The organism is Rhodococcus sp. HNM0563, assembly GCF_012726195.1.
GTDB lineage: Bacteria > Actinomycetota > Actinomycetes > Mycobacteriales > Mycobacteriaceae > Rhodococcus.
The window spans coordinates 56,932-75,913 of sequence record NZ_JAASAF010000014.1 but is presented as its reverse complement, the minus strand read 5'-3'; the positions used below and the strand labels follow the sequence as shown (position 1 = coordinate 75,913).

General features: G+C 64.3%; 17 protein-coding genes. 13 read left to right on the top strand and 4 right to left on the bottom strand.

Annotation, left to right across the window (positions count from 1 at the left end):
- Positions 1-110 precede the first annotated feature (110 nt).
- From HCA61_RS24785 to HCA61_RS24755, 7 genes are all read left to right on the top strand, one after another.
- Complete coding sequence (locus HCA61_RS24785; RefSeq protein WP_169690845.1) at positions 111-1,043, top strand: diiron oxygenase; 933 nt, start codon at positions 111-113, stop codon at positions 1,041-1,043.
- 66 nt (positions 1,044-1,109) lie between these two features.
- On the top strand, positions 1,110-1,886 hold the full coding sequence (locus tag HCA61_RS24780; protein WP_169690844.1) for an SDR family oxidoreductase: 777 nt from the start codon (positions 1,110-1,112) through the stop codon (positions 1,884-1,886).
- 171 nt (positions 1,887-2,057) lie between these two features.
- Complete coding sequence (locus HCA61_RS24775; RefSeq protein WP_169690843.1) at positions 2,058-2,852, top strand: enoyl-CoA hydratase-related protein; 795 nt, start codon at positions 2,058-2,060, stop codon at positions 2,850-2,852.
- A gap of 31 nt (positions 2,853-2,883) precedes the next feature.
- A complete protein-coding gene (locus HCA61_RS24770; RefSeq protein WP_169690842.1) occupies positions 2,884-3,615 on the top strand; it encodes an SDR family oxidoreductase in 732 nt (243 codons plus the stop codon).
- Positions 3,616-3,645: 30 nt separating this feature from the next.
- Complete coding sequence (locus HCA61_RS24765) at positions 3,646-5,316, top strand: AMP-binding protein (protein ID WP_169690841.1); 1,671 nt, start codon at positions 3,646-3,648, stop codon at positions 5,314-5,316.
- Positions 5,313-6,461 (top strand): acyl-CoA dehydrogenase family protein, encoded by a 1,149-nt coding sequence (locus HCA61_RS24760; RefSeq protein WP_169690840.1) that lies wholly within the window; start codon positions 5,313-5,315, stop codon positions 6,459-6,461. The genes HCA61_RS24765 and HCA61_RS24760 overlap by 4 nt, the downstream gene beginning before the upstream one ends.
- A gap of 29 nt (positions 6,462-6,490) precedes the next feature.
- Positions 6,491-7,153, top strand: a complete 663-nt coding sequence (locus tag HCA61_RS24755; protein WP_169690839.1) for a TetR/AcrR family transcriptional regulator — start codon at positions 6,491-6,493, stop codon at positions 7,151-7,153.
- On the opposite strand, the gene HCA61_RS24750 is transcribed toward HCA61_RS24755, so the two are convergent.
- A complete protein-coding gene (locus HCA61_RS24750; RefSeq protein ID WP_240960118.1) occupies positions 7,132-7,902 on the bottom strand; it encodes an IclR family transcriptional regulator in 771 nt (256 codons plus the stop codon). The genes HCA61_RS24755 and HCA61_RS24750 overlap by 22 nt on opposite strands.
- A 473-nt stretch (positions 7,903-8,375) precedes the next feature.
- Here HCA61_RS24750 and HCA61_RS24745 point away from each other — a divergent pair, with 473 nt between their 5' ends.
- Positions 8,376-9,689, top strand: a complete 1,314-nt coding sequence (locus HCA61_RS24745) for a bifunctional o-acetylhomoserine/o-acetylserine sulfhydrylase (protein WP_169690838.1) — start codon at positions 8,376-8,378, stop codon at positions 9,687-9,689.
- Positions 9,690-9,755: 66 nt separating this feature from the next.
- Here the strand turns inward: HCA61_RS24745 and HCA61_RS24740 are convergent, their stop codons facing one another.
- Both HCA61_RS24740 and HCA61_RS24735 read right to left on the bottom strand, forming a co-directional pair.
- Positions 9,756-10,721: a TIGR00341 family protein gene (locus tag HCA61_RS24740; RefSeq protein WP_169690837.1), complete on the bottom strand. Its 966-nt coding sequence runs from the start codon at positions 10,719-10,721 to the stop codon at positions 9,756-9,758.
- A 30-nt stretch (positions 10,722-10,751) separates the two neighbouring features.
- Positions 10,752-11,369, bottom strand: coding sequence for a SulP family inorganic anion transporter (locus HCA61_RS24735; protein WP_247274053.1), 618 nt, complete (start codon positions 11,367-11,369; stop codon positions 10,752-10,754).
- Positions 11,370-11,590: 221 nt separating this feature from the next.
- Here HCA61_RS24735 and HCA61_RS24730 point away from each other — a divergent pair, with 221 nt between their 5' ends.
- Positions 11,591-14,209, top strand: a complete 2,619-nt coding sequence (locus HCA61_RS24730; protein ID WP_169690835.1) for a LuxR C-terminal-related transcriptional regulator — start codon at positions 11,591-11,593, stop codon at positions 14,207-14,209.
- Between the two features lie 39 nt (positions 14,210-14,248).
- Here HCA61_RS24730 and HCA61_RS24725 read toward each other — a convergent pair whose 3' ends face one another.
- Positions 14,249-14,647, bottom strand: coding sequence for a hypothetical protein (locus HCA61_RS24725; protein ID WP_169690834.1), 399 nt, complete (start codon positions 14,645-14,647; stop codon positions 14,249-14,251).
- A gap of 178 nt (positions 14,648-14,825) precedes the next feature.
- Between HCA61_RS24725 and HCA61_RS24720 the strand changes: the two genes are divergently transcribed.
- From HCA61_RS24720 to HCA61_RS24705, 4 genes are all read left to right on the top strand, one after another.
- Positions 14,826-15,053 carry a hypothetical protein gene (locus HCA61_RS24720; RefSeq protein WP_054712439.1) on the top strand — a complete coding sequence of 76 codons (228 nt, stop codon included), beginning with the start codon at positions 14,826-14,828 and terminating at the stop codon, positions 15,051-15,053.
- Positions 15,054-15,072: 19 nt separating this feature from the next.
- Positions 15,073-15,525, top strand: a complete 453-nt coding sequence (locus HCA61_RS24715) for a DUF6069 family protein (RefSeq protein WP_054712409.1) — start codon at positions 15,073-15,075, stop codon at positions 15,523-15,525.
- 66 nt (positions 15,526-15,591) lie between these two features.
- Positions 15,592-17,490, top strand: a complete 1,899-nt coding sequence (locus tag HCA61_RS24710; RefSeq protein ID WP_169690833.1) for an alkyl sulfatase dimerization domain-containing protein — start codon at positions 15,592-15,594, stop codon at positions 17,488-17,490.
- 80 nt (positions 17,491-17,570) lie between these two features.
- On the top strand, positions 17,571-18,860 hold the full coding sequence (locus HCA61_RS24705) for an NAD-dependent epimerase/dehydratase family protein (protein ID WP_169690832.1): 1,290 nt from the start codon (positions 17,571-17,573) through the stop codon (positions 18,858-18,860).
- Positions 18,861-18,982: the final 122 nt, after the last annotated feature.

Here is an 18,982-nt window from a genome sequence, read left to right as displayed (position 1 = left end):
TCCGAGCCCACAATGCCCATCGCCGGTTCGGCGGTGGGCATTGTGTCGTGGGCGCGATCACTGTAGCCTTCGATTAACAGTTACCCATCGTCACACTTAAAGGTGGAGGCATGACCGCATCGCTCACCCGCGAGAACAGCAAGGGTTTCGTTCCAGGACTCCCGATCTCCGACCGCGAGGACACCGCGCGACGCCTGCTCGCATCGTCCGCCCGCAAGTCGTACGACCCGGTGATCGAGGTCGACTGGGACGCACCGATCCCCGACGACAAGTTCGGCATGACGCCGGAATGGAGCACGCTCTACGGCACTGCCCTCTGGGACGAACTCAGCGACGAGCAGCGCATCGCACTGACGAAGCATGAAGCCGCGAGCGTGTCGGGAGTGGGCCTGTGGTTCGAGGTCCTGCTCATGCAGATGCTGCTGCGCGACGTCTACGACCGCGACAAGCATTCGAAGCACGTGCAGTTCGCACTCACCGAAGTCGCCGACGAATGCAGGCACTCCGTGATGTTCGCGCGAGCGGGCGAGCGCCTCGGGATGCCCGGTTACGGACCTCCGCGGTACATCCACCAACTCGGACGACTGTGGGGCCATTACTTCCGCGGCGCCAATGCCTACGCTTCGGTGATGGCAGCCGAGGAAATCCTCGACATGATGCAGCGCGACTTCATGCGGGACGAGCGCGTACAGCCTGTAACCCGCGCAGTGAGCAAGATTCACGTGCTCGAGGAGGCCCGGCACATCCGGTTCGCTCGCGAAGAAGTTACTCGGCGACTCACCGGTGCGAGCCGCGCGCGTCTCGCATTCGAGCGCTTCCAGACAGCAGCGGTCGTATATTTCGTCATGAAGAGCATGATTCACCCGCGGGTGTACTCCAATGCGGGACTCGACCGCGATCGCGCGCTCGCGGAGGCCGCGAACAACAAGCACCATCACGACAAGGTGCGCAAGTCCGGTGCCAAGCTCATGACGTTCCTCGATAACGTCGGACTGGTCGGCGGGCCGTCGAAGATCCTCTACAAGAAGGTCCATCTGCTCTGACCGAGGCGGCCCACTGAGCGGAACGGCGCGGCCGAACGATCGGTCGCGCCGTTACTCTCCGATTCCATGAGCATCCCGAACCCGGCCGACTTCACCGGACAGGCAGTTGTCGTCACCGGCGGCACGAAGGGGATCGGTTTCACCATCGCCGAGACCTTCCTCGCGGCCGGCGCCGACGTCCTCGTGTGCGGACGGTCCGAACCCGACGTCCTCCCGGCAGCCGACGGTCGGACGGCCTCGTTCTTCGCCGCCGACATCCGTGACGCCGACCAGGCCGCAGCGGTCGTCGACGCGGCGGCAACGCGGTTCGGCCGCCTCGACGTGTTGGTCAACAACGCGGGCGGCTCCCCCGACGCGGACGCTGCGACGGTCTCGACGCGATTCTTCGATCGGATCGTCTCCCTCAACCTTTCTGCACCTTTCTACGCGGCACAGGCCGCGAACCGTGTCATGAGCACCCAGGCCGCCGGCGGGTCGATCATCAATATCGGAAGCGTGTCTGCGCACGACCCGCAGCCCGGCACCGCCGCATACACCGCAGCGAAGGCCGGCCTCCTCGCCCTCACCAAGGCACTCGCGCTCGAGTGGGCACCGACCGTCCGGGTCAATCACATCACCACCGGCCTGATCCGCACCGAAGCCGCAGCTCACGTGTACGGCGAGGACGGCGGAGCAGCGGTGACGAAGACCCTGCCCATGCAGCGGATGGCAGCCCCCTCGGACATCGCGGGCGCGTGCCTGTACCTGGCCGGGCCGCTCGCGTCGTACGTCAACGGAGCCGATCTCGCCGTCCACGGCGGCGGCGAGGTGCCTGCGCGCTTCATGGCACTCAATCCCGGGTAACGACCACTCATCTCCTATCCGCAACCCAGCCCTCGGCGCCAGCGCAGCCGGGGGCGTTTTCGTCTGCACTCCCGACCACCTCGCTGTGACCCTTGACACTCTCCCTCAGTGAATGTACCTTCAGACTCAGTGAATGAGTATTCATTCATTTCATTCGACAAGGGAGTCACCATGACCGACTTCGAAGACATCACCTACGAAATCGACGGCGCCGCTGCGATCATCACCATCAACCGACCCCAGCGCTACAACGCATTTCGGGGCAAGACCGTCGAGGAACTGATCAAGGCATTCCGCTCCGCATGGGCGGACACCCGCGTCTCGGGCATCATCCTCACCGGAGCCGGAGAAAAGGCATTCTGCACCGGCGGCGACGTCAAGCAGCGCGCCGAGACGGGCGACTACGGCCCCACCGAGAGCGGCATGTTCGAGATCGGCAACCTCCACAAGCTCATTCGAGACGTCCCGAAACCGGTCATCGCCGCCGTCAACGGCATCGCGGTCGGTGGCGGGCACGTCCTGCACGTCCTGTGCGACCTCACCATCGCTTCGGAGAACGCGAAGTTCGGACAGGCCGGGCCCCGCGTCGGATCGTTCGACGCCGGCTTCGGCTCTGCCTTCCTCGCACGCATCGTCGGCGAGAAGCGCGCTCGCGAGATCTGGTACCTGTGCCGGCAGTACGACGCCCCCACCGCCGAGCGCTGGGGTCTCGTGAACTGGGTTGTCCCCCAGGACAAATTGCTCGACGAAGCCAAGGCCGTGGTCGCCGAGATCGCGGAGAAGAGTCCTACCGCGATCCGATTCCTCAAGCAGTCCTTCAACGCCGACACCGATCATCAAGCAGGCCTGAGCAACCTCGCAATGTCCGCACTCGACCTGTTCGGCAAGTCCGACGAAGGCCTCGAGGGAGCGAAGGCGTTCGCAGAGAAGCGCCCTGCCGAATTCGCCAAGTACGTCAGGGCCTGACCGCAGATCCCACCTCGAGAGGACACTTCGCATGAGCAACATCGCACTCGTCACAGGAGCCGGTTCCGGTATCGGCAAATCCATCGCGCTGGCCTTCGCCGCGCAGGGCGACAAAGTGATCGCCGCTGACCTCGATCTCGCAGCTGCCGAGGCCACCGCGAAGGAGCACCCGGACCTGATCACCGCGCTGCCCGTGGACATCTCCGACCGCGCCCAGGTCGACACACTCCGCGAACACACCCACGCGCAGGTCGGCGTCCCCAACATCCTCGTCAACGCTGCCGGATGGGACAGGACCGACCAATTCCTCAATGCCACACCGGAATTTGCACAGAAGGTCGTTGCGATCAACTACCTCGGTCCGGTGAACATCTGCAGCGCCTTCCTGCCCGGCATCATCGAGGCAGGGGACGGCGGCCGGGTGATCAACCTCGCCAGCGACGCCGGTCGCGTCGGCAGCTCGGGTGAATCCATCTACGCCGGAGCCAAGGGTGGTGTCATTGCACTCACCAAATCGCTTGCGCGAGAGATGGCCAGGCACGGCATCAGCGTCAACTGCGTGTGCCCCGGCCCAACCGACACGCCACTGTTCCAGGCCCAGGACGAGAAGCTCAAAGCAGCACTGATCAAAGCGATTCCGTTTCGCAGGCTCGCCCGCCCCGACGAGGTTGCCGCCCCGGTTCTGTTCTTCGCTTCCGACTCCGCATCGTTCATCACCGGCCAGGTGATCAGCGTCAGCGGCGGCCTGACCATGGCCGGTTGAGCACTCACCCACCAGAACAGGACGAGAACCATGACCGCGTCGTACAACGCCCGGGCATACCGGGAGTACTTCGAGAACGACTTCACGTATCTCAACGGATTCCGGCGCAACACCGGGCGTTACGCGCACCGGGTCGCCCTCACCGACCCCGACACCGGGCGGCAGTGGACCTACCGGCAGCTCGGCGAACAAGTCGACCGGATCGCAACCGGGCTCGCCGACGCAGGAGTCCGGAGCGGCGACGTCGTTGCATACCAGCTGTTCAACAGCATCGAGTTCGCCGAGCTGTACCTCGCTGTCCAGGCTGTCGGCGCTGTCGGCTCGCCCGTCAACTTCCGCCTCGCCAGTGGTGAAACCGCGTTCGTGCTCGACACCAGCGCGCCACGGGTCTTCGTCTACGACACCGAGCTCGCCTCGACTGTGCAGGAGGCCCTCGACAATTCCTCGCATACCCCCGATGTGGTGATCGCAGTCGGCGACGGCGAGCTCGTCTCCGCCACGGGAGCCAGGGTCATGCGCTACCGGGATCTACCGGCAGACCGGGTCGCATTGCCGCCCTTGCACCGGACCGTCTGGGACGAGACCACTCGCCTGTACACGTCCGGCACCACCGGCATGCCCAAGGGAGTCCCTCTCAACAGCATGATCGAAGTGCTCAGCGCGCACGACGTGATCATGCACTTCCCCCTCGGCCCCGAAGACAAAACACTCAACATGACCCCGTGGTTCCACCGCGGTGGCCTGTACTCCGGCGGGCCGAACCCGACGTTCTACATCGGCGGGCAAGTCGTGCCGCTACGTACCTTCGATCCCGATCGGGTACTCGATCTCGTCGAAGAACTCGGACTGACCTTCCTCGTCGGCGCGCCGACGAACCTCGCGATGCTCGCCACCGCGCAGGAGCAACGTCCCCGCGACCTGTCGACGCTCCGCGGCATCGTCACGATGGGTGCCCCCCTCGAACGCGACGCCGCGCTCCGCTACCAGGAGGTCCTCAACCCGCGAATCTTCAACGGCTACGGGAGCACCGAGGGGTTCTGGAACACATTCCTCCGTCCGTCCGATCTCCCGGATCACGCGGGCACGGCGGGCCGCGCCTGCACCGACGACGACGTTCGCGTGGTGCACGTGTACCCGGACCGGCTCGCCGATCCGGACGACGTGGTCGCGCGCGATGACGAGGAGGTCGGCGAGGTCATCGTCCGCTCACCGAAATGTTCCAACGCCTATTTCGACTCCCCGGACCAGGAGAAGGCCAAGTTCCGCAACGGCTGGTTGCACATCGGAGACCTCGCAACCTGGGATGCCGGCGAGTTCGTCACCATCGTCGGCCGTAAGGACGACATGCTCGTCTCCGGCGGGGAGAACGTGCACCCTGTTCAGGTCGAAGAGGCACTCAATCAGCATCCGGGTGTACAGGACTCCCTGGTCGTCGGTGTACCGGACGAACGGTGGGGTCGCATCGTCGTCGCGTACATCGTCGCATCCGACCCGGATCTGACCATCGACGCTCTCGACGGTCACTGCCGTTCACACCCGCTGCTGTCCTCGTTCAAGCGGCCGCGAGCATACCGGTTCGTCGATTCTCTCCCGGTCTCGGCGACAGGAAAGAAGCTGCACTACAAGGCGACTGCCACGGCCGCGAGCGAGTTCGCCGACGGCCGGTTCACCGCCCCTACTGTCTCCGGGATGATCTCATGAACAGCGCCCTGATCCACGACTCCGAGCATCTCCAGTTCCGCGAGGTCGCACGAGATTTCGTACGCGAGAAGATCACGCCCGTCCACGAGGACTGGGAGCACACCGGCCGCCTCGATCGCTCCCTGTTCACCGAGGCAGGCAAACTCGGGCTGCTCGGCTTCTGCGTCCCCGACGAGTATGGCGGCCCGGGCGTCGACGACTTCCGCTACAACGCCATCCTGATCGACGAGGTCAACCGGGCCGGTCACGCCTCCGCCGGTATCGCGTTCTCACTGCAGAACGACGTGGTACTGCCCTATCTCACCGACATGACCACCGCCGAGCAGAAGGCACGGTGGCTGCCCGGCGTCGTCAGCGGCGAGACGGTCCTCGGCATCGCGATGACCGAACCCGGAACGGGTAGCGACCTGACGGGTATCCGCACGTCGGCGGTACGCGACGGCGACCACTACATCGTCAACGGATCGAAGACGTTCATCTCCAACGGCCAGAACGGTGACCTGTTCGTCGTCGCGACCCGCACCTCCGCCGACCCGCACAAAGGACTGACGTTGCTGGTGGTCGAGGCCGACACCCCCGGCTTCTCGCGTGGCCGCAACCTGGAGAAGATCGGCCTGCACGCACAGGACACAAGTGAGCTGATGTTCACCGATATGCGTGTGCCCGTCGCGAACCGCCTGGGCGACGAGGGGCAGGGCTTCTATCAACTCGTGCACAATCTGCCTCAGGAGCGCTTGTCGCTCGCAGTGGGCGCGGTCGCCGCAGCCGAAGGTGTCTTCGAGACGACGCTCGCCTACGTGCGGGAACGCAAGGCCTTCGGTAAACCGGTGTCCGGCTTCCAGAACACCCAGTTCGTGCTGGCCGAACTGTCCACCGAACTCGATATCGCCCGCACATTCCTCGACGACTGCGTCGCCGAGCACGTCGACGGCAGGCTCACTGCCGCCCGCGCCGCACGGCTCAAGTGGTGGACCACCGAACTGCAGGTGCGTGTCGCCGACCGATGCCTCCAATTGCACGGCGGCTACGGTTACATGCGTGAGTACGCCGTGTCGCGGGCATTCGTCGATGCCCGCATCCAGACGATCTACGGCGGTACCACCGAGATCATGAAGACGATCATCGCCAAGGATCTCGGGATCTGACGAGAACGGCGGCGCGACAGGAGCAAGACATGACCAGCGACCAGGACGAACTGTCCGTCGACGACGCGGTGCGGGCGGTACGGACGGATTCGCGGCGGCGTCAGGTCCTTCGCGCCGCCGCGACGGTCATGCAGCGGACCGGGTTCCACCAGATGTCGATGCAGGCGCTCGCCGACGAAGCGGGCGTCAGTGTCGGCCTGATCTACAAATATTTCGGGGGCAAGGAGGACGTCCTCCTCGCGACGATCATCAGCATCCTGGAGTCGTTCCGTGACCAGCTGGTTCCCGCAATGGAAACCGCGGGCGCCGACCCTGTCGAGCGGCTCGTCGCTGGCATACGGCGGTACATCGAGATCGTCGACGAGAACATCGATGCCGTGACGCTGACCTACCGGGAGAGCCGCACGCTCGACCGTGCGGGACGCGACCGCATCAAAGAGCTCGAGGTGTCGACGTCGGCGCCACTGCGCGACGTTCTCGAAGACGGCATTGCCGCAGGCCTGCTGAACGACGTCGACGTCGACCTCATGGTGTTCGACCTACTGCTTCTTGCGCACGGATGGGCGCTCAAGCATTGGCACTTCGGTGCTCTCTACTCGTTGGACGAGTACATCCGCCTGCAGATCCGTTTCGTGCTCAACACGATTCTGCCTGCCGAACGCCGCGACTCCTACGCCCACCTGGTCCGCTGATCCTCGCCGCCGCACGCGAGCGCACTGGAGATCTTCCGGGCGAAGTCGGCGACCAGCGGTGCCATCCATTCGAGCTGTATCGCGCGCACGCCACCGGCCAGCGACACACTCGCGACGATTCCGCCGGTGCCGCGCAGGGGCGCGCCGACGCTACCGATTCCGACGATCGATTCTTCGCGGTCGAACGCAATGCCATGGCGCTTACGGACCCGATTCAGCTCCTGATGGAGGATCACCCGGTCGGTGATCGTGTGGTGCGTGGCCGCGGCCAGTCGGGAGGGGTACAGGCTGTCGACCTGTTCCGGGTCGAGCGTCGCGAGCATGGCCTTGCCGCCCGATGTTGCATACGCCGCCGTACGGCCACCCACCCGTGTCGGCAGCCTGGCAGCGCCTGCGCCACCGACCTTGTCGAGGCAGTACGCCTGTCCTCCGTCCAGAACGTCGAGATGCACGACACCACCGGTTTGCATCGCCAGTTCGTGGAGGTGTGGTGCCGCGCATTCACGGAGCCGGTCGCGGTCGATGTCGCCGCCGAGGCCGAGTGCGCGGGATCCGAGCCCGTAGCCGAGTGCACTGTGTTCGAGCCAGTCGAGGCGGACGAGTTGTTCGAGGATTCGGTGCACGGTCGATCGGGGAAGCCCTGATCGGAACGTCACCTCTTCGAGGGTGAGCCGCGCAATGCTTGCGTCGAAGGTCTCCAGGATGCGTGTCATCCGCTCGACCATCGAGGGTGGTGGGGTGCGCAGCATCGTTGCGTCGGCCTGCGCGAACTCCGAATCGATGACAGTCAACGTGCCCTCCATTGCTAGTGGTGGGGTGCGGAACACGAGCAGAACTGAAATTGGTTACTGCACGACAGACGCAAGGATCGCCCCCCTGACGAGAAGTAGAGCACACAGATTGTATGTGCGCTACGGATGCAAAAACATCGGCGCGTCGCAGGTATTTGCGTGCGCACTGGTAGAGGTCATCGATTACGACTATCGTCACGACCGTGAGCAGGACGTACGAACAGTCGCCGGGACATCCGTCGGCGCATGTCCATGCCCGAAAACTGTGTATCTGCGGGTGCCAGGCCCGCTGACCGCCCGCACCCACACCCTCCGGTCCACGACCCGGCCGGCTCGAAGATCGCTGCGCTGGGTCGCGGACCGCAAGGTCGGCACATCATCTGACATCACGAGTCCTCAGAACCACCCGAGAAAACCGGAGCCCGAAACCCATGAGTGACACCACGCCCGACGCTGTCGATCCGGCCGCCGACTGGAACTTCGAGACGAAGCAGATCCACGTAGGACAGCCCGCAGGCGGCGACACCAAAGCCCGGGCGCTTCCGATCTACCAGACCACGAGCTACACCTTCGACAGCACCGACCACGCTGCCGCGCTGTTCGGCCTCGCCGAGACCGGCAACATCTACACCCGCATCATGAATCCCACCCAGGATGCGGTCGAACAGCGCATCGCCGCGCTCGAAGGCGGCGTCGCTGCGCTCCTGCTCTCCTCCGGTCAGGCCGCCGAAACCTTCGCGATCCTCAACGTCGCCCAGGCCGGCGACCATATCGTCGCGAGCCCCTACCTGTACGGCGGCACGTACAACCTGCTGCACTACACGCTCACCAAACTCGGCATCGAGACCACCTTCGTCGAGGATCCCGACGATCTCGAGCAGTGGCGTGCAGCCATCCGCCCCAACACCCGGGCGTTCTTCGCCGAGACCATCGCCAACCCGAAGAACCACATCCTCGACATCCGCGGCGTCTCCGGTGTCGCGCATGACAGCGGCCTGCCGCTGATCGTCGACAACACGGTCGCCACTCCGTACCTGATCCGCCCGCTCGAGCACGGCGCCGACATCGTCGTCCACTCGGCCACCAAGTACCTCGGCGGACACGGCACGGCAATCGCCGGCGTCATCGTCGACGGTGGCACGTTCGACTGGACACAGGGTCGCCACGAGGGATTCACCACTCCCGACCCCAGCTACCACGGTGTGGTCTACGCCGATCTCGGCGCACCCGCGTTCGCCCTCAAGGCGCGTGTCCAGCTCCTGCGCGACCTCGGCTCGGCGGTGTCACCGTTCAATGCCTTCCTCATCTCGCAGGGGCTCGAAACCCTGAGCCTGCGCATGGAGCGCCACGTCGCCAACACGCAGAAGGTCGCGGAGTTCCTGGAGCAGCGTTCCGAGGTCAGCTCTGTCGCCTATCCCGGCCTGAAGTCGTCGCCCTGGTACGATCGCGCACAGCAAGTGGCTCCCAAGGGTGCCGGCGCGATCGTGGTGTTCGAACTCGCAGGCGGCATCGACGCCGGTAAGAAGTTCGTCAACGCGCTGACCCTGCACAGCCACGTGGCCAACATCGGCGACGTGCGCTCACTGGTGATCCATCCGGCGTCCACCACACACTCGCAGTTGTCCGCCGAGGAACAGCTGGCAGCCGGCGTCACTCCCGGACTCGTCCGCCTCGCCGTCGGTATCGAGCACATCGACGACATCCTCGCCGACATCACCGTCGGTCTCGAGGCCGCCGGAAGCTGATCCGGCAGACTCGTGCACACGGGCCGGGGAGGGCACGCGCTGAGCGTCCCTCCCCGGCCCGCCTCGTCACTCGCTGAAACGGCCGCCGTAGGTGTGCACGATCACGACCTCCGGGTGCCACGGTACGAGGTCGTCCACCGCCGACTGGAGTTCGTCCACCGGGGGAAGTTTCTCGGGCGACAGGACATGGACCAGCGCCGTCCGTTGCTGCAACGACACGTCGGTGACCTGCGAAACGGACTCGTCGCCGAGCCAGATCCGTGCGGCATCGGCGATCTGACCGGCCCACAGCGACGACAACGAGTTCACCACCATCGGAACCGCCACGGTGATCAAGCCTGCGGCCAAAACTGCATAGGCCCAGCCTCGTCTTGCTTCGCCGGCCCCGGCCTCGCGTGCATATCCCACGACGACGAGCACCACCGTCGCCGTCACGATCATCGCCACCATGTTCGAGGCGAAGAGCACGAACGCACCGAGCGCGAGCCCCGGCGCGCCCGAGCCGAGACACACGCCGACCACGACGAGCGGCGGTACCAGCGAGATCGCTATGGCCACACCGGGAAGCACGTCTCCGACGTCGCGCCGGGTGATGGCGATGACGCCGACCAACCCGGTTGCCAGCGCGGCGGTGAGATCCATCAGCTTCGGAGACGTACGGCCGACCACCTGAGAATTCGACAGTACGTTCGTCGGATTGGGCAGCAACTGCGAGACGACGAATCCGATCGCCACCACCAGAACGATTCCCAAGAGTACGAGGAGCAGACTGCGGACGATCAATCGTCCCCGCGCGGTCGCAATCCCCAGTCCGACACCGAGAATGGGGACCGACAACGGCGCGACGATCATGGCGCCGATCACCGTGGCGGTCGAATCGCCCGCCACACCCGATGCGGCGATCACCGCGGACAACGTCAGCATGATCCAGAATGCCGAGCGTTTCGATGCAGACTCTCCCGCGCTGAGATCGAGGCGATCGACGAGTTCGTCGAGCGTCCGTCGCTGACTGTCCGGAACCAGTACGTTCATGGCCGATCCCCGCTCTATCGGATGACGAAATCACAAAGTGTTCAGCGCCTTACCGAACTGCATTACCGCGAGCAGCACGAGCAGGGCGACGTTCAGAGATTTTGGTACGGATTCACCGACGCCGACGCCTTGAACCAGCACGATGAGCACGACAGATGCTGCGCCGCGATCAATCCGGGGGCCAGCAGCGAAAGTTCGGGCATTTCGGGCATCGGAAGGCCTGTCGGGAGGCCACCGGTCTCTCGACCCTGCGCGACATCGTCGAACCAAACCGATCATCACGGAATGCGAGATGAAGCGTGCGTAGCGAGCGACGCGCAGTGCCACTGCTGCCCACATGAGCAGGCCCCCGAGGATCGTCAGGAGGACCAGCGCCGCGTCGCGGTTCTGGGCGGGAACACTTTCCAGAGCCGAGCCCGTTGCGAGGGCGGCCGCACTCGTCGTGGTCACGACCATCAGGGGGGTAGCGGTGGCGAGCCCTCCGAAGAACGCACCGGATGAACTTGCGTAGAGGCCGTAGACCGGATTGACGCCTGCAAGCAAGCCGCACGCCATCCCGTCCGGGATCGACGAGATTGCCCCGCCCAGTCCGGCCACGGCATCGCGCCAGGTGTGGGCACGCCGCGGACCGGCTTGCTTCGCCGGCACTGTCCCTCCTCGGCTCGTGGCCTGCACCCACCGTCAGGCGGCACACACCACCGTAGTGAGAGCGACTCTCCTCTCGGCTCACCCGGCGAGGATGAAATGCCATCGTTGTGGATCCTTGCTGGACCGTGCACTCATTCCGTTCATCCCCCGAGATCGGTTCGACTGCGATAAATTCGGACGCGGGGACAGATCCTGGGAGAAGAAATCTGACAGTTTCTCGAATGGGAGCCGCGGTGCTGCTCACAACCAGCGACGACAGTTCTACAGGAGCCGCGGGCCGAGGCGTTCGATCGATACCCCGGCTCGCAACCGAGCCGGTCCACCGGCACCAACTGTGCGCCCACTTCGAGCGGGCCCGGACGCTCGGCGGGGGTGTCGTGCTCGTGTGCGGCATGGCCGGAACCGGCAAGACCGTGGCCGTGACCGAATGGCTGCGCTGCTCTCATCTGCCGGCATCGCAGACACAGGTCGCATGGGCGACGATCTCCGAGGAACACAACAATCCCCGAGCATTCTGGGACGAACTACACCGGTCGTTCGGCGATTGCCCACCCTGCCACGGCGACCAGGCACCGAGGACGCGGGCGGAGATATTCGCGCAGTGGCTCGGCGAGATCGGTGGTCCGGTCGTGCTCGTCCTCGACAACGCTCATGCCGTCCACGATCCGCTGACGCTGTCCGGGTTGGCGCATCTTCTCGAGATACTTCCCGAGCACGCCACCGTGGTGCTGACCTCCAGATTTCCACCGCCGATACCGTGGCACCAGCTGGATCTGACCGGAGCTCTTGTACGGCTCGATGACGCCGTCCTGGCGTTCGACCGCGACGAGACCCGCCGTACGCTCACGGCGGGCCATGTCGTGGTCACGGACGCCGAGCTCGATGCGGTCGTGGCACTCACCGGTGGGTGGGCCGCCATGGTCCGCTTCATCGCGCTCCTGTTGTCGGCGCGCGGCGACAGCAGAGAGGTCCTGGAGTCGGCCACCGCATCGGATCACCCGGCAATATCCGATTTCCTCGTAGGAGAACTACTCGACACCATCAGCGCGGAGCAACGCGAGTTCCTGATGCGAACAGCGGTTGCCGATTCGTTCGATGTAGATCTCGCCACCGAACTCGCAGGCCCCGAGGCGGCACGAATACTCGCGGAGATCCTCGCCGCAAATTTTCCGATGTCGCACACCGGAAGCGCCGGATCGGAAATCTACAGCTACCACCCGCTGATGCGTTCACACCTCAAAGCGGAACTCGACCGGACGCTCGGCCGTGACGGGGTCCGCAGGCTCGAACTCAAGGCAGGTGGTTGGTATTCCCGGGCCGACGAACCGGTCCAGGCCATCCGATATGTCACCGCCGCGCAAGATCGCTACGCGCTGTCCAAATGCATCCTCGACCTGGGGCCCAAAGCAGTGTTCGGACCGCACGGTGCCGCATTTCTGAAGGCCCTGGATTCCGCACCAACCGACATCGCGGACGACCCCTTCGTCCATCTCCTACGTAGCGTGCATGCGCTGGCTCTCGGCGTCCCGGTCGAAGCCGACGCATTTCTCCACGCCACGTCCGTCCGCTCGTCCGCCATCTGCCCCGCAGAAGTGTTGGACCGCTTCCATCACGCCGTCGAAATCGACATCCGCAGCGCACTCGGAGACGAGGTCGTCGAGGTCTCCGCGCCGGTAGCACCCGGGGCCCATCGCGATATCGAGGCCTATGTAGCGGTCCAGCAGTCGAAGTGCGCAATGATGCGCGGTGATCCAGGCACGAATGATCGCCTCCGCGCCGCCGCCAGCCTGGCCGAGCACGCCGGCAGCATTCGCCCTCATCTGGAGGCGCTCATGCTGCTCGCCCTGAACGAAGGGGCTCGCGGGCACGTGTCCGCGATGGGTGCGCGCGCCCTCATCGGTGTCGAGTACGCGCGGAGTGTCGGTCTGTCGGGGTCGGGCGATGCCGACCGGTGCGCAGTGATGTGCCGCTACCATCACTTTCTTCGCGGAACCAGGCCGCCGGAAGGAATCGATCGGCCACTCGGAATGTCCGTCGGCATCGATGGACTGTCGTCGCCTCTCGCAGGGTGGGACAGCTACGCGATGTCGCAACTCATTGCCTTCCACCAGAGCACCGACAAGGTCTCAGCTGCTCGCAACATCGCCGACGGGGTGCTGACCGCTCTGGCCGACTCGCGGATGAGTGCCAGGTCCGTGCCGATCATTCCATTCGCCACCCGAGTACTCGTGGCCGTCCACGAACTCGATCAGGCCCAGCGGATCATCGAGGAGGCAACACGAGTTCTGGGGCGGCGCCCCCACTTCGACCTTGCTGCTGCAACTGTCGAACATGCTCGTGGACGCTCGGCACGTGCCCGGGAACTGCTGGATTCCGTCCTGGACCATAGGCTCGACCATGGGGTCTGCGAGGTCGAAGCCCATGTATTGCGAGCGGTCCTCCGTGCAGCGTCCGACCACGAATTCGGGGCGTACGACGACCTCGAGACCGCGCTCACCCTCGCCGAACCCGAGCACCTGATCCGGCCGTTCCTCACCATCGGTGGCGCGGTGGCGCTGCTCGACACCCACAGTGGCCGCTTCGGCAGGCTGGATCCGTTCGTCGAGAGCATCCGGACGCACCCCGACGCGCCCCATGCTTCGACGAACGTCGTTCTCACGCCCGCCGAAGCGCGCGTGCTCAAACAGCTGCCTTCTCCGCAGACCACTCAGGAAATTGCGCACGCTCTGGCGCTGTCGGTCAACACCATCAAGACACATCTGAGAGGCGTGTACGGAAAACTGGGAGTGTCGTCGAGGGGAGATGCCATCACAGCCGCTCGGCTGACCGGTCTGCTGTAGTACAGCCGTACCGGTCAGCCCGAGAGGCCGGACATGAGCTCAGCGATCAGGGTCCCACGTCGACACGGCCCAGATCACGACGATATCCAAGGCGATGATCAGGATCGACCACATCGGGTAATACGGCAGCCACAAGAAATTGGCGATGATCGACAGGCAGGCCAGGACGATCGCCGTGAATCGTGCCCAGGTGGCCCCCGATATCAGCGCAAACGCGGTGATGACCACGAGAATGCCGACGATCAGATGGATCCAGCCCCACGCCGTCGTGTTCAACTCGAATATGTACTCGGCGCCGACCACGAACAGTTCGTCGGTGGCGATGGCAGAGATCCCCTGCAGGATCGATACCACGCCGATGACGAGCAGAATGAGCGCAGCCGCAATCGACGTACCGGCGGCGAAGCCTTGTTTGACGCCTCCATCGGACGAAGACATAGTCGATTCCCTTCGTGTGTGATTCGGACCTGGGACGGTCCGCCACGCCCCATTGCACGCGGGCTCCCGGGATCTCACATCGCCCGCGACAGGTGATCTCTCGAGGTTCACCACTTACGGGTGAAGCGCAGTCGACGCCGGGCGCGACATTGTGGGGTGCACCACGAGAGGAGCGGCGATGCAGCCAGATTCGTGGCCGAAGGGCGTGCGATATTCGTTCACCGTCGCCGGCACGCTGTCCGAACGCACGCTCACCGCGTTTCCGGAACTGAACGTGTCCGACATTCCCGGTGCGTACACCATGCTCTACGGCTCGATCGCGAGTCCGACCGAGTTACGCGGGGTACTAGCACGATTCGATGCACTGGGGATCACCCTCATCGAAATGAGCCGACTTCCCGACTGATCGAGAGAGGATTCGCTGAATGTCCCAGTACAATCCGGACCGTACGACGAACGCAGTGGACGTAAAGAAGCTGTGGTCGGGTGGCCTCGCTACCGCCGTCGTCGCAGCTCTCGCGGCCGTCGTGGGACTACTCGTCATCCGTGAACTGCTCGACGTCCCGGTGATCACCCCGGAAATACTGTTCGGGCGATCCCAGGCCGCCAACCTTGCGGTGCTCGCCGCCATTGCGGCACTGGTCGCGACAGGCCTGCTCCACCTGCTCATGGTGTCGACACCGAGTGCCACGAGCTTCTTCTCTTGGATCTGTACTCTCGCCACCGTCGCCGTCGCGCTGTGGCCCTTCATGTTCGACGCGACCTTGGCCTCGAAGGTATGCAGCGCCGTGCTCTACCTCGTCGTCGGTACCGCAATCGTGTCACTCCTGTCGGGTGTCGCGCGATCGGCAGCGATCTCCCGGCCTATCGGTCGATGAGGAGCCACGGCGAATTCACCTGCTCTAGGTGATGGCACTGCACGGAGACGGCAGCACGATCGATACATGACGCATCATCAGGACGCCACAACCACTGTGTCGAACAAGAATTCGGAAGCACAACGGACCCTACCGTTCTCGAATAATCAGGACTTCTCCGACGCCGAGCGCGGGTTCATCGCCTCCCTGGACCCCGGGGTGGTCAAGGATGCGTCGGGGAACACCGTGTGGGACAGCGATGCCTTCGCGTTCCTCGAAGGAGAATGCCCGCCCACCGTCAACCCGAGTCTGTGGCGCCAGTCGAGGCTCTGCGCAATGCAGGGGCTCTACGAGGTCGCCGAGGGTATCTACCAGATCCGCGGACTCGATCTGTCGAACATGACCATCGTCGAAGGCGACACCGGCGTCATCATCATCGATCCGCTCATCTCCACCGAAACCGCCGCCGCAGGGCTGGGCCTGTATCGCGCGAACCGAGGAGAGCGTCCCGTCACCGGCGTGATCTACTCGCACTGCCACATCGATCATTTCGGTGGCGTCAAAGGTGTCACCACCGAGGAAGATGTCGAGGCGGGGCGCTGCCCCGTGGTGGCCCCGGTCGGGTTCGTCGAACATGCGGTCGCCGAAAACGTGTACGCGGGGACCGCGATGGCGCGGAGGTCCGCGTACATGTACGGGGCAGCGCTTCCGCGTGGCGCTCAGGGATCCATCGGTGCTGGTCTCGGACCCACGAACTCCACCGGCACGCCGACGCTCATCTCCCCGACCGTCCACATCGATCACACCGGACAATCCGAGGTGATCGATGGGGTGCGCGTCGAATTCCAACTCACGCCGGGCACCGAGGCCCCCGCGGAGATGAACTTCTACTTCCCCGACAAACGTGCATTGTGCATGGCCGAGAATGCGACCCACACGCTGCACAACCTCCTTACGCTGCGCGGTGCGCTGGTCCGCGACCCGCACGTGTGGTCGAAGTACCTGACAGAGTCGATCAACCGCTACGCATCCCGCACCGATGTGCTGTTCGCGTCGCATCACTGGCCGACGTGGGATACCGAGCGCATCACCGACTTCCTGTCGGTGCAGCGCGACCTCTACGGTTACCTCCACGACCAGACGCTCCGCGCCATGAACAAAGGTTCCGTGGGTATCGAGATCGCCGAGGACATCGACCTGCCCCCAGCCATCGAGACGGCCTGGCATACGCACGGCTACTACGGCTCGGTCAGCCACAACGTCAAGGCGATCTACCAGCGCTACATGGGCTGGTTCAACGGCAACCCGGCCAACCTGTGGGAGCACCCGCCTGTCGCATCCGCGAAGCGACACGTCGAGTTCATGGGTGGCGCGCAGGAAGTCATCGCGAAAGCACGAGGTTCGTACGATGACGGCGATTTCCGCTGGGTTGCACAGGTACTGAACTACGTCATCTTCGCCGATCCCGACAACACCGAAGCGAAAGCGCTCCAGGCCGACACCCTCGAGCAACTCGGCTACGGTTCCGAGAACGGAACCTGGAGGAACTTCTTCCTGATGGGCGCGTACGAACTCCGCAACGGAGGCATCGGCACACCGCTGTCGACCGCATCCCCCGACATTGCCGGTGCACTCACCGTCGAGCAGGTCTTCGACGCCCTCGCTTTGAGGGTCGACGGCCCCCGAGCATGGGACGCGCAGATCACGATCGACTGGCGGGTAAGCGATCAATCGATCACCCATCGAGCTCAACTGCGAAACGGGCTGCTCGTCCACTTCGACCTCGGGGACGCGGATCTCCCGGCGCCAGATGCCACCTTCACACTCACGAATCGAGAACTGCACGAAGCCCTGCTCGGCGGCGCGGATCTGAATGCCATGGTCAAGGACGGATCGGTCGAGGCAGACGGCAATGTCGCCGTGTTGGCAGAGCTGGTCGGATATCTCGATTCTCCGGACCCGGACTTCGCGATCGTGACACCGTAGACACCACGGCACGGCCCCTGACGTTTCGTGCACTCGTCAGGGGCCGTGCCGTCATACTCACTATCCGGCAGAGGCGACCCATGAACCTGCTCATCCTTGGCGGCGACGGATTCTGCGGCTGGCCGACCGCACTTCATCTCTCCGCACACGGACACGACGTCACGATCGTCGACAGCCTCGTGCGGCGACGCATCGACGATGAACTCAGGGTTCGGTCACTGACACCCATACGGCCACTGCCCGAGCGCCTCCGATCGTGGAGGGACGTCACAGGCAGTGAGATCGACTTCGTGGAAATGGATCTTTCCGAGGACTATTCGTCGTTGACGGAACTTCTCGCGACGAAGCGACCGGATGCCGTGGTGCATTTCGCCGAACAGCGTGCAGCGCCCTATTCGATGAAGTCACCGGCCCACAAGCGCTACACCATCCAGAACAACGTGGCCGTCACCCACAATCTCCTCGCAGCCGTGGTGGAGCTCGGACTCGACACCCATATCGTGCATCTGGGCACGATGGGGGTCTACGGCTACGAATCGGTGCCGATGGATCTCCCCGAGGGGTATCTGACCGTCTCATACCCCGACCGCACGGGTCGGAATCACAGCAGGGAGATCTTGTATCCCACACAACCGGGCAGCGTGTACCACCTGAGTAAATCGTTGGATCAGTTGCTCTTCCAGTTCTACGCGAACAACGACGGTCTCCGCATCACCGACCTCCACCAGGGGATCGTGTGGGGCACACAGACCGACGAGACCGCGCTCGACCCACGGCTCATCAATCGATTCGACTACGACGGAGACTACGGAACCGTTCTCAACCGGTTCCTCGTCGAGGCCGCGATCGGATATCCCCTCACCGTCCATGGGACGGGTGGACAGACCCGCGCCTTCATCAACATCCGCGACACAGTCCGCTGCATCCGGCTGGCAGTGGAATCGGGTGCGGAGGTGTCGGAGCGGGTGCGTGTAATGAACCAGGTGACCGAGACGCACCGAGTGTCCGATCTGGCGCACCTCGTCGCCGACCTGCTCGGCGCCGAAGTAACATCCGTGTCCAACCCACGCAGGGAAGCCGACGAAAACCAGCTCCAGGTACGAAACGACCAACTTGTGACGCTCGGGCTGCAACCTATCAAGCTCGCGACAGGCCTGCTCACAGAGTCCGTCGAGATCGCTCAGAGGTACGCGGATCGCGTCGAGCGGGATCGCATCCCGTGCACATCCTTTTGGAACAGGAATCGACAGGCGTCCGCCGAGCGTGCTCACAGTCGAATGATCGCAAACCCTCGTCGGGGGGAGAACGAGAATGAACTTTCGGCCTGCAACGACAACTCCGGGAATCAGGGTAGGACACGATTGCACTGAATCGGAATCTGTGGATGGCGCGGTTCCAGATCGCGCGGCGGTACGCAGACGGCGTCGCCCCAAGTCTCATATCCGCCGAGCCGTCCGGGACGGACACCGTAGGTCCACCTGCGAGGGGAGCG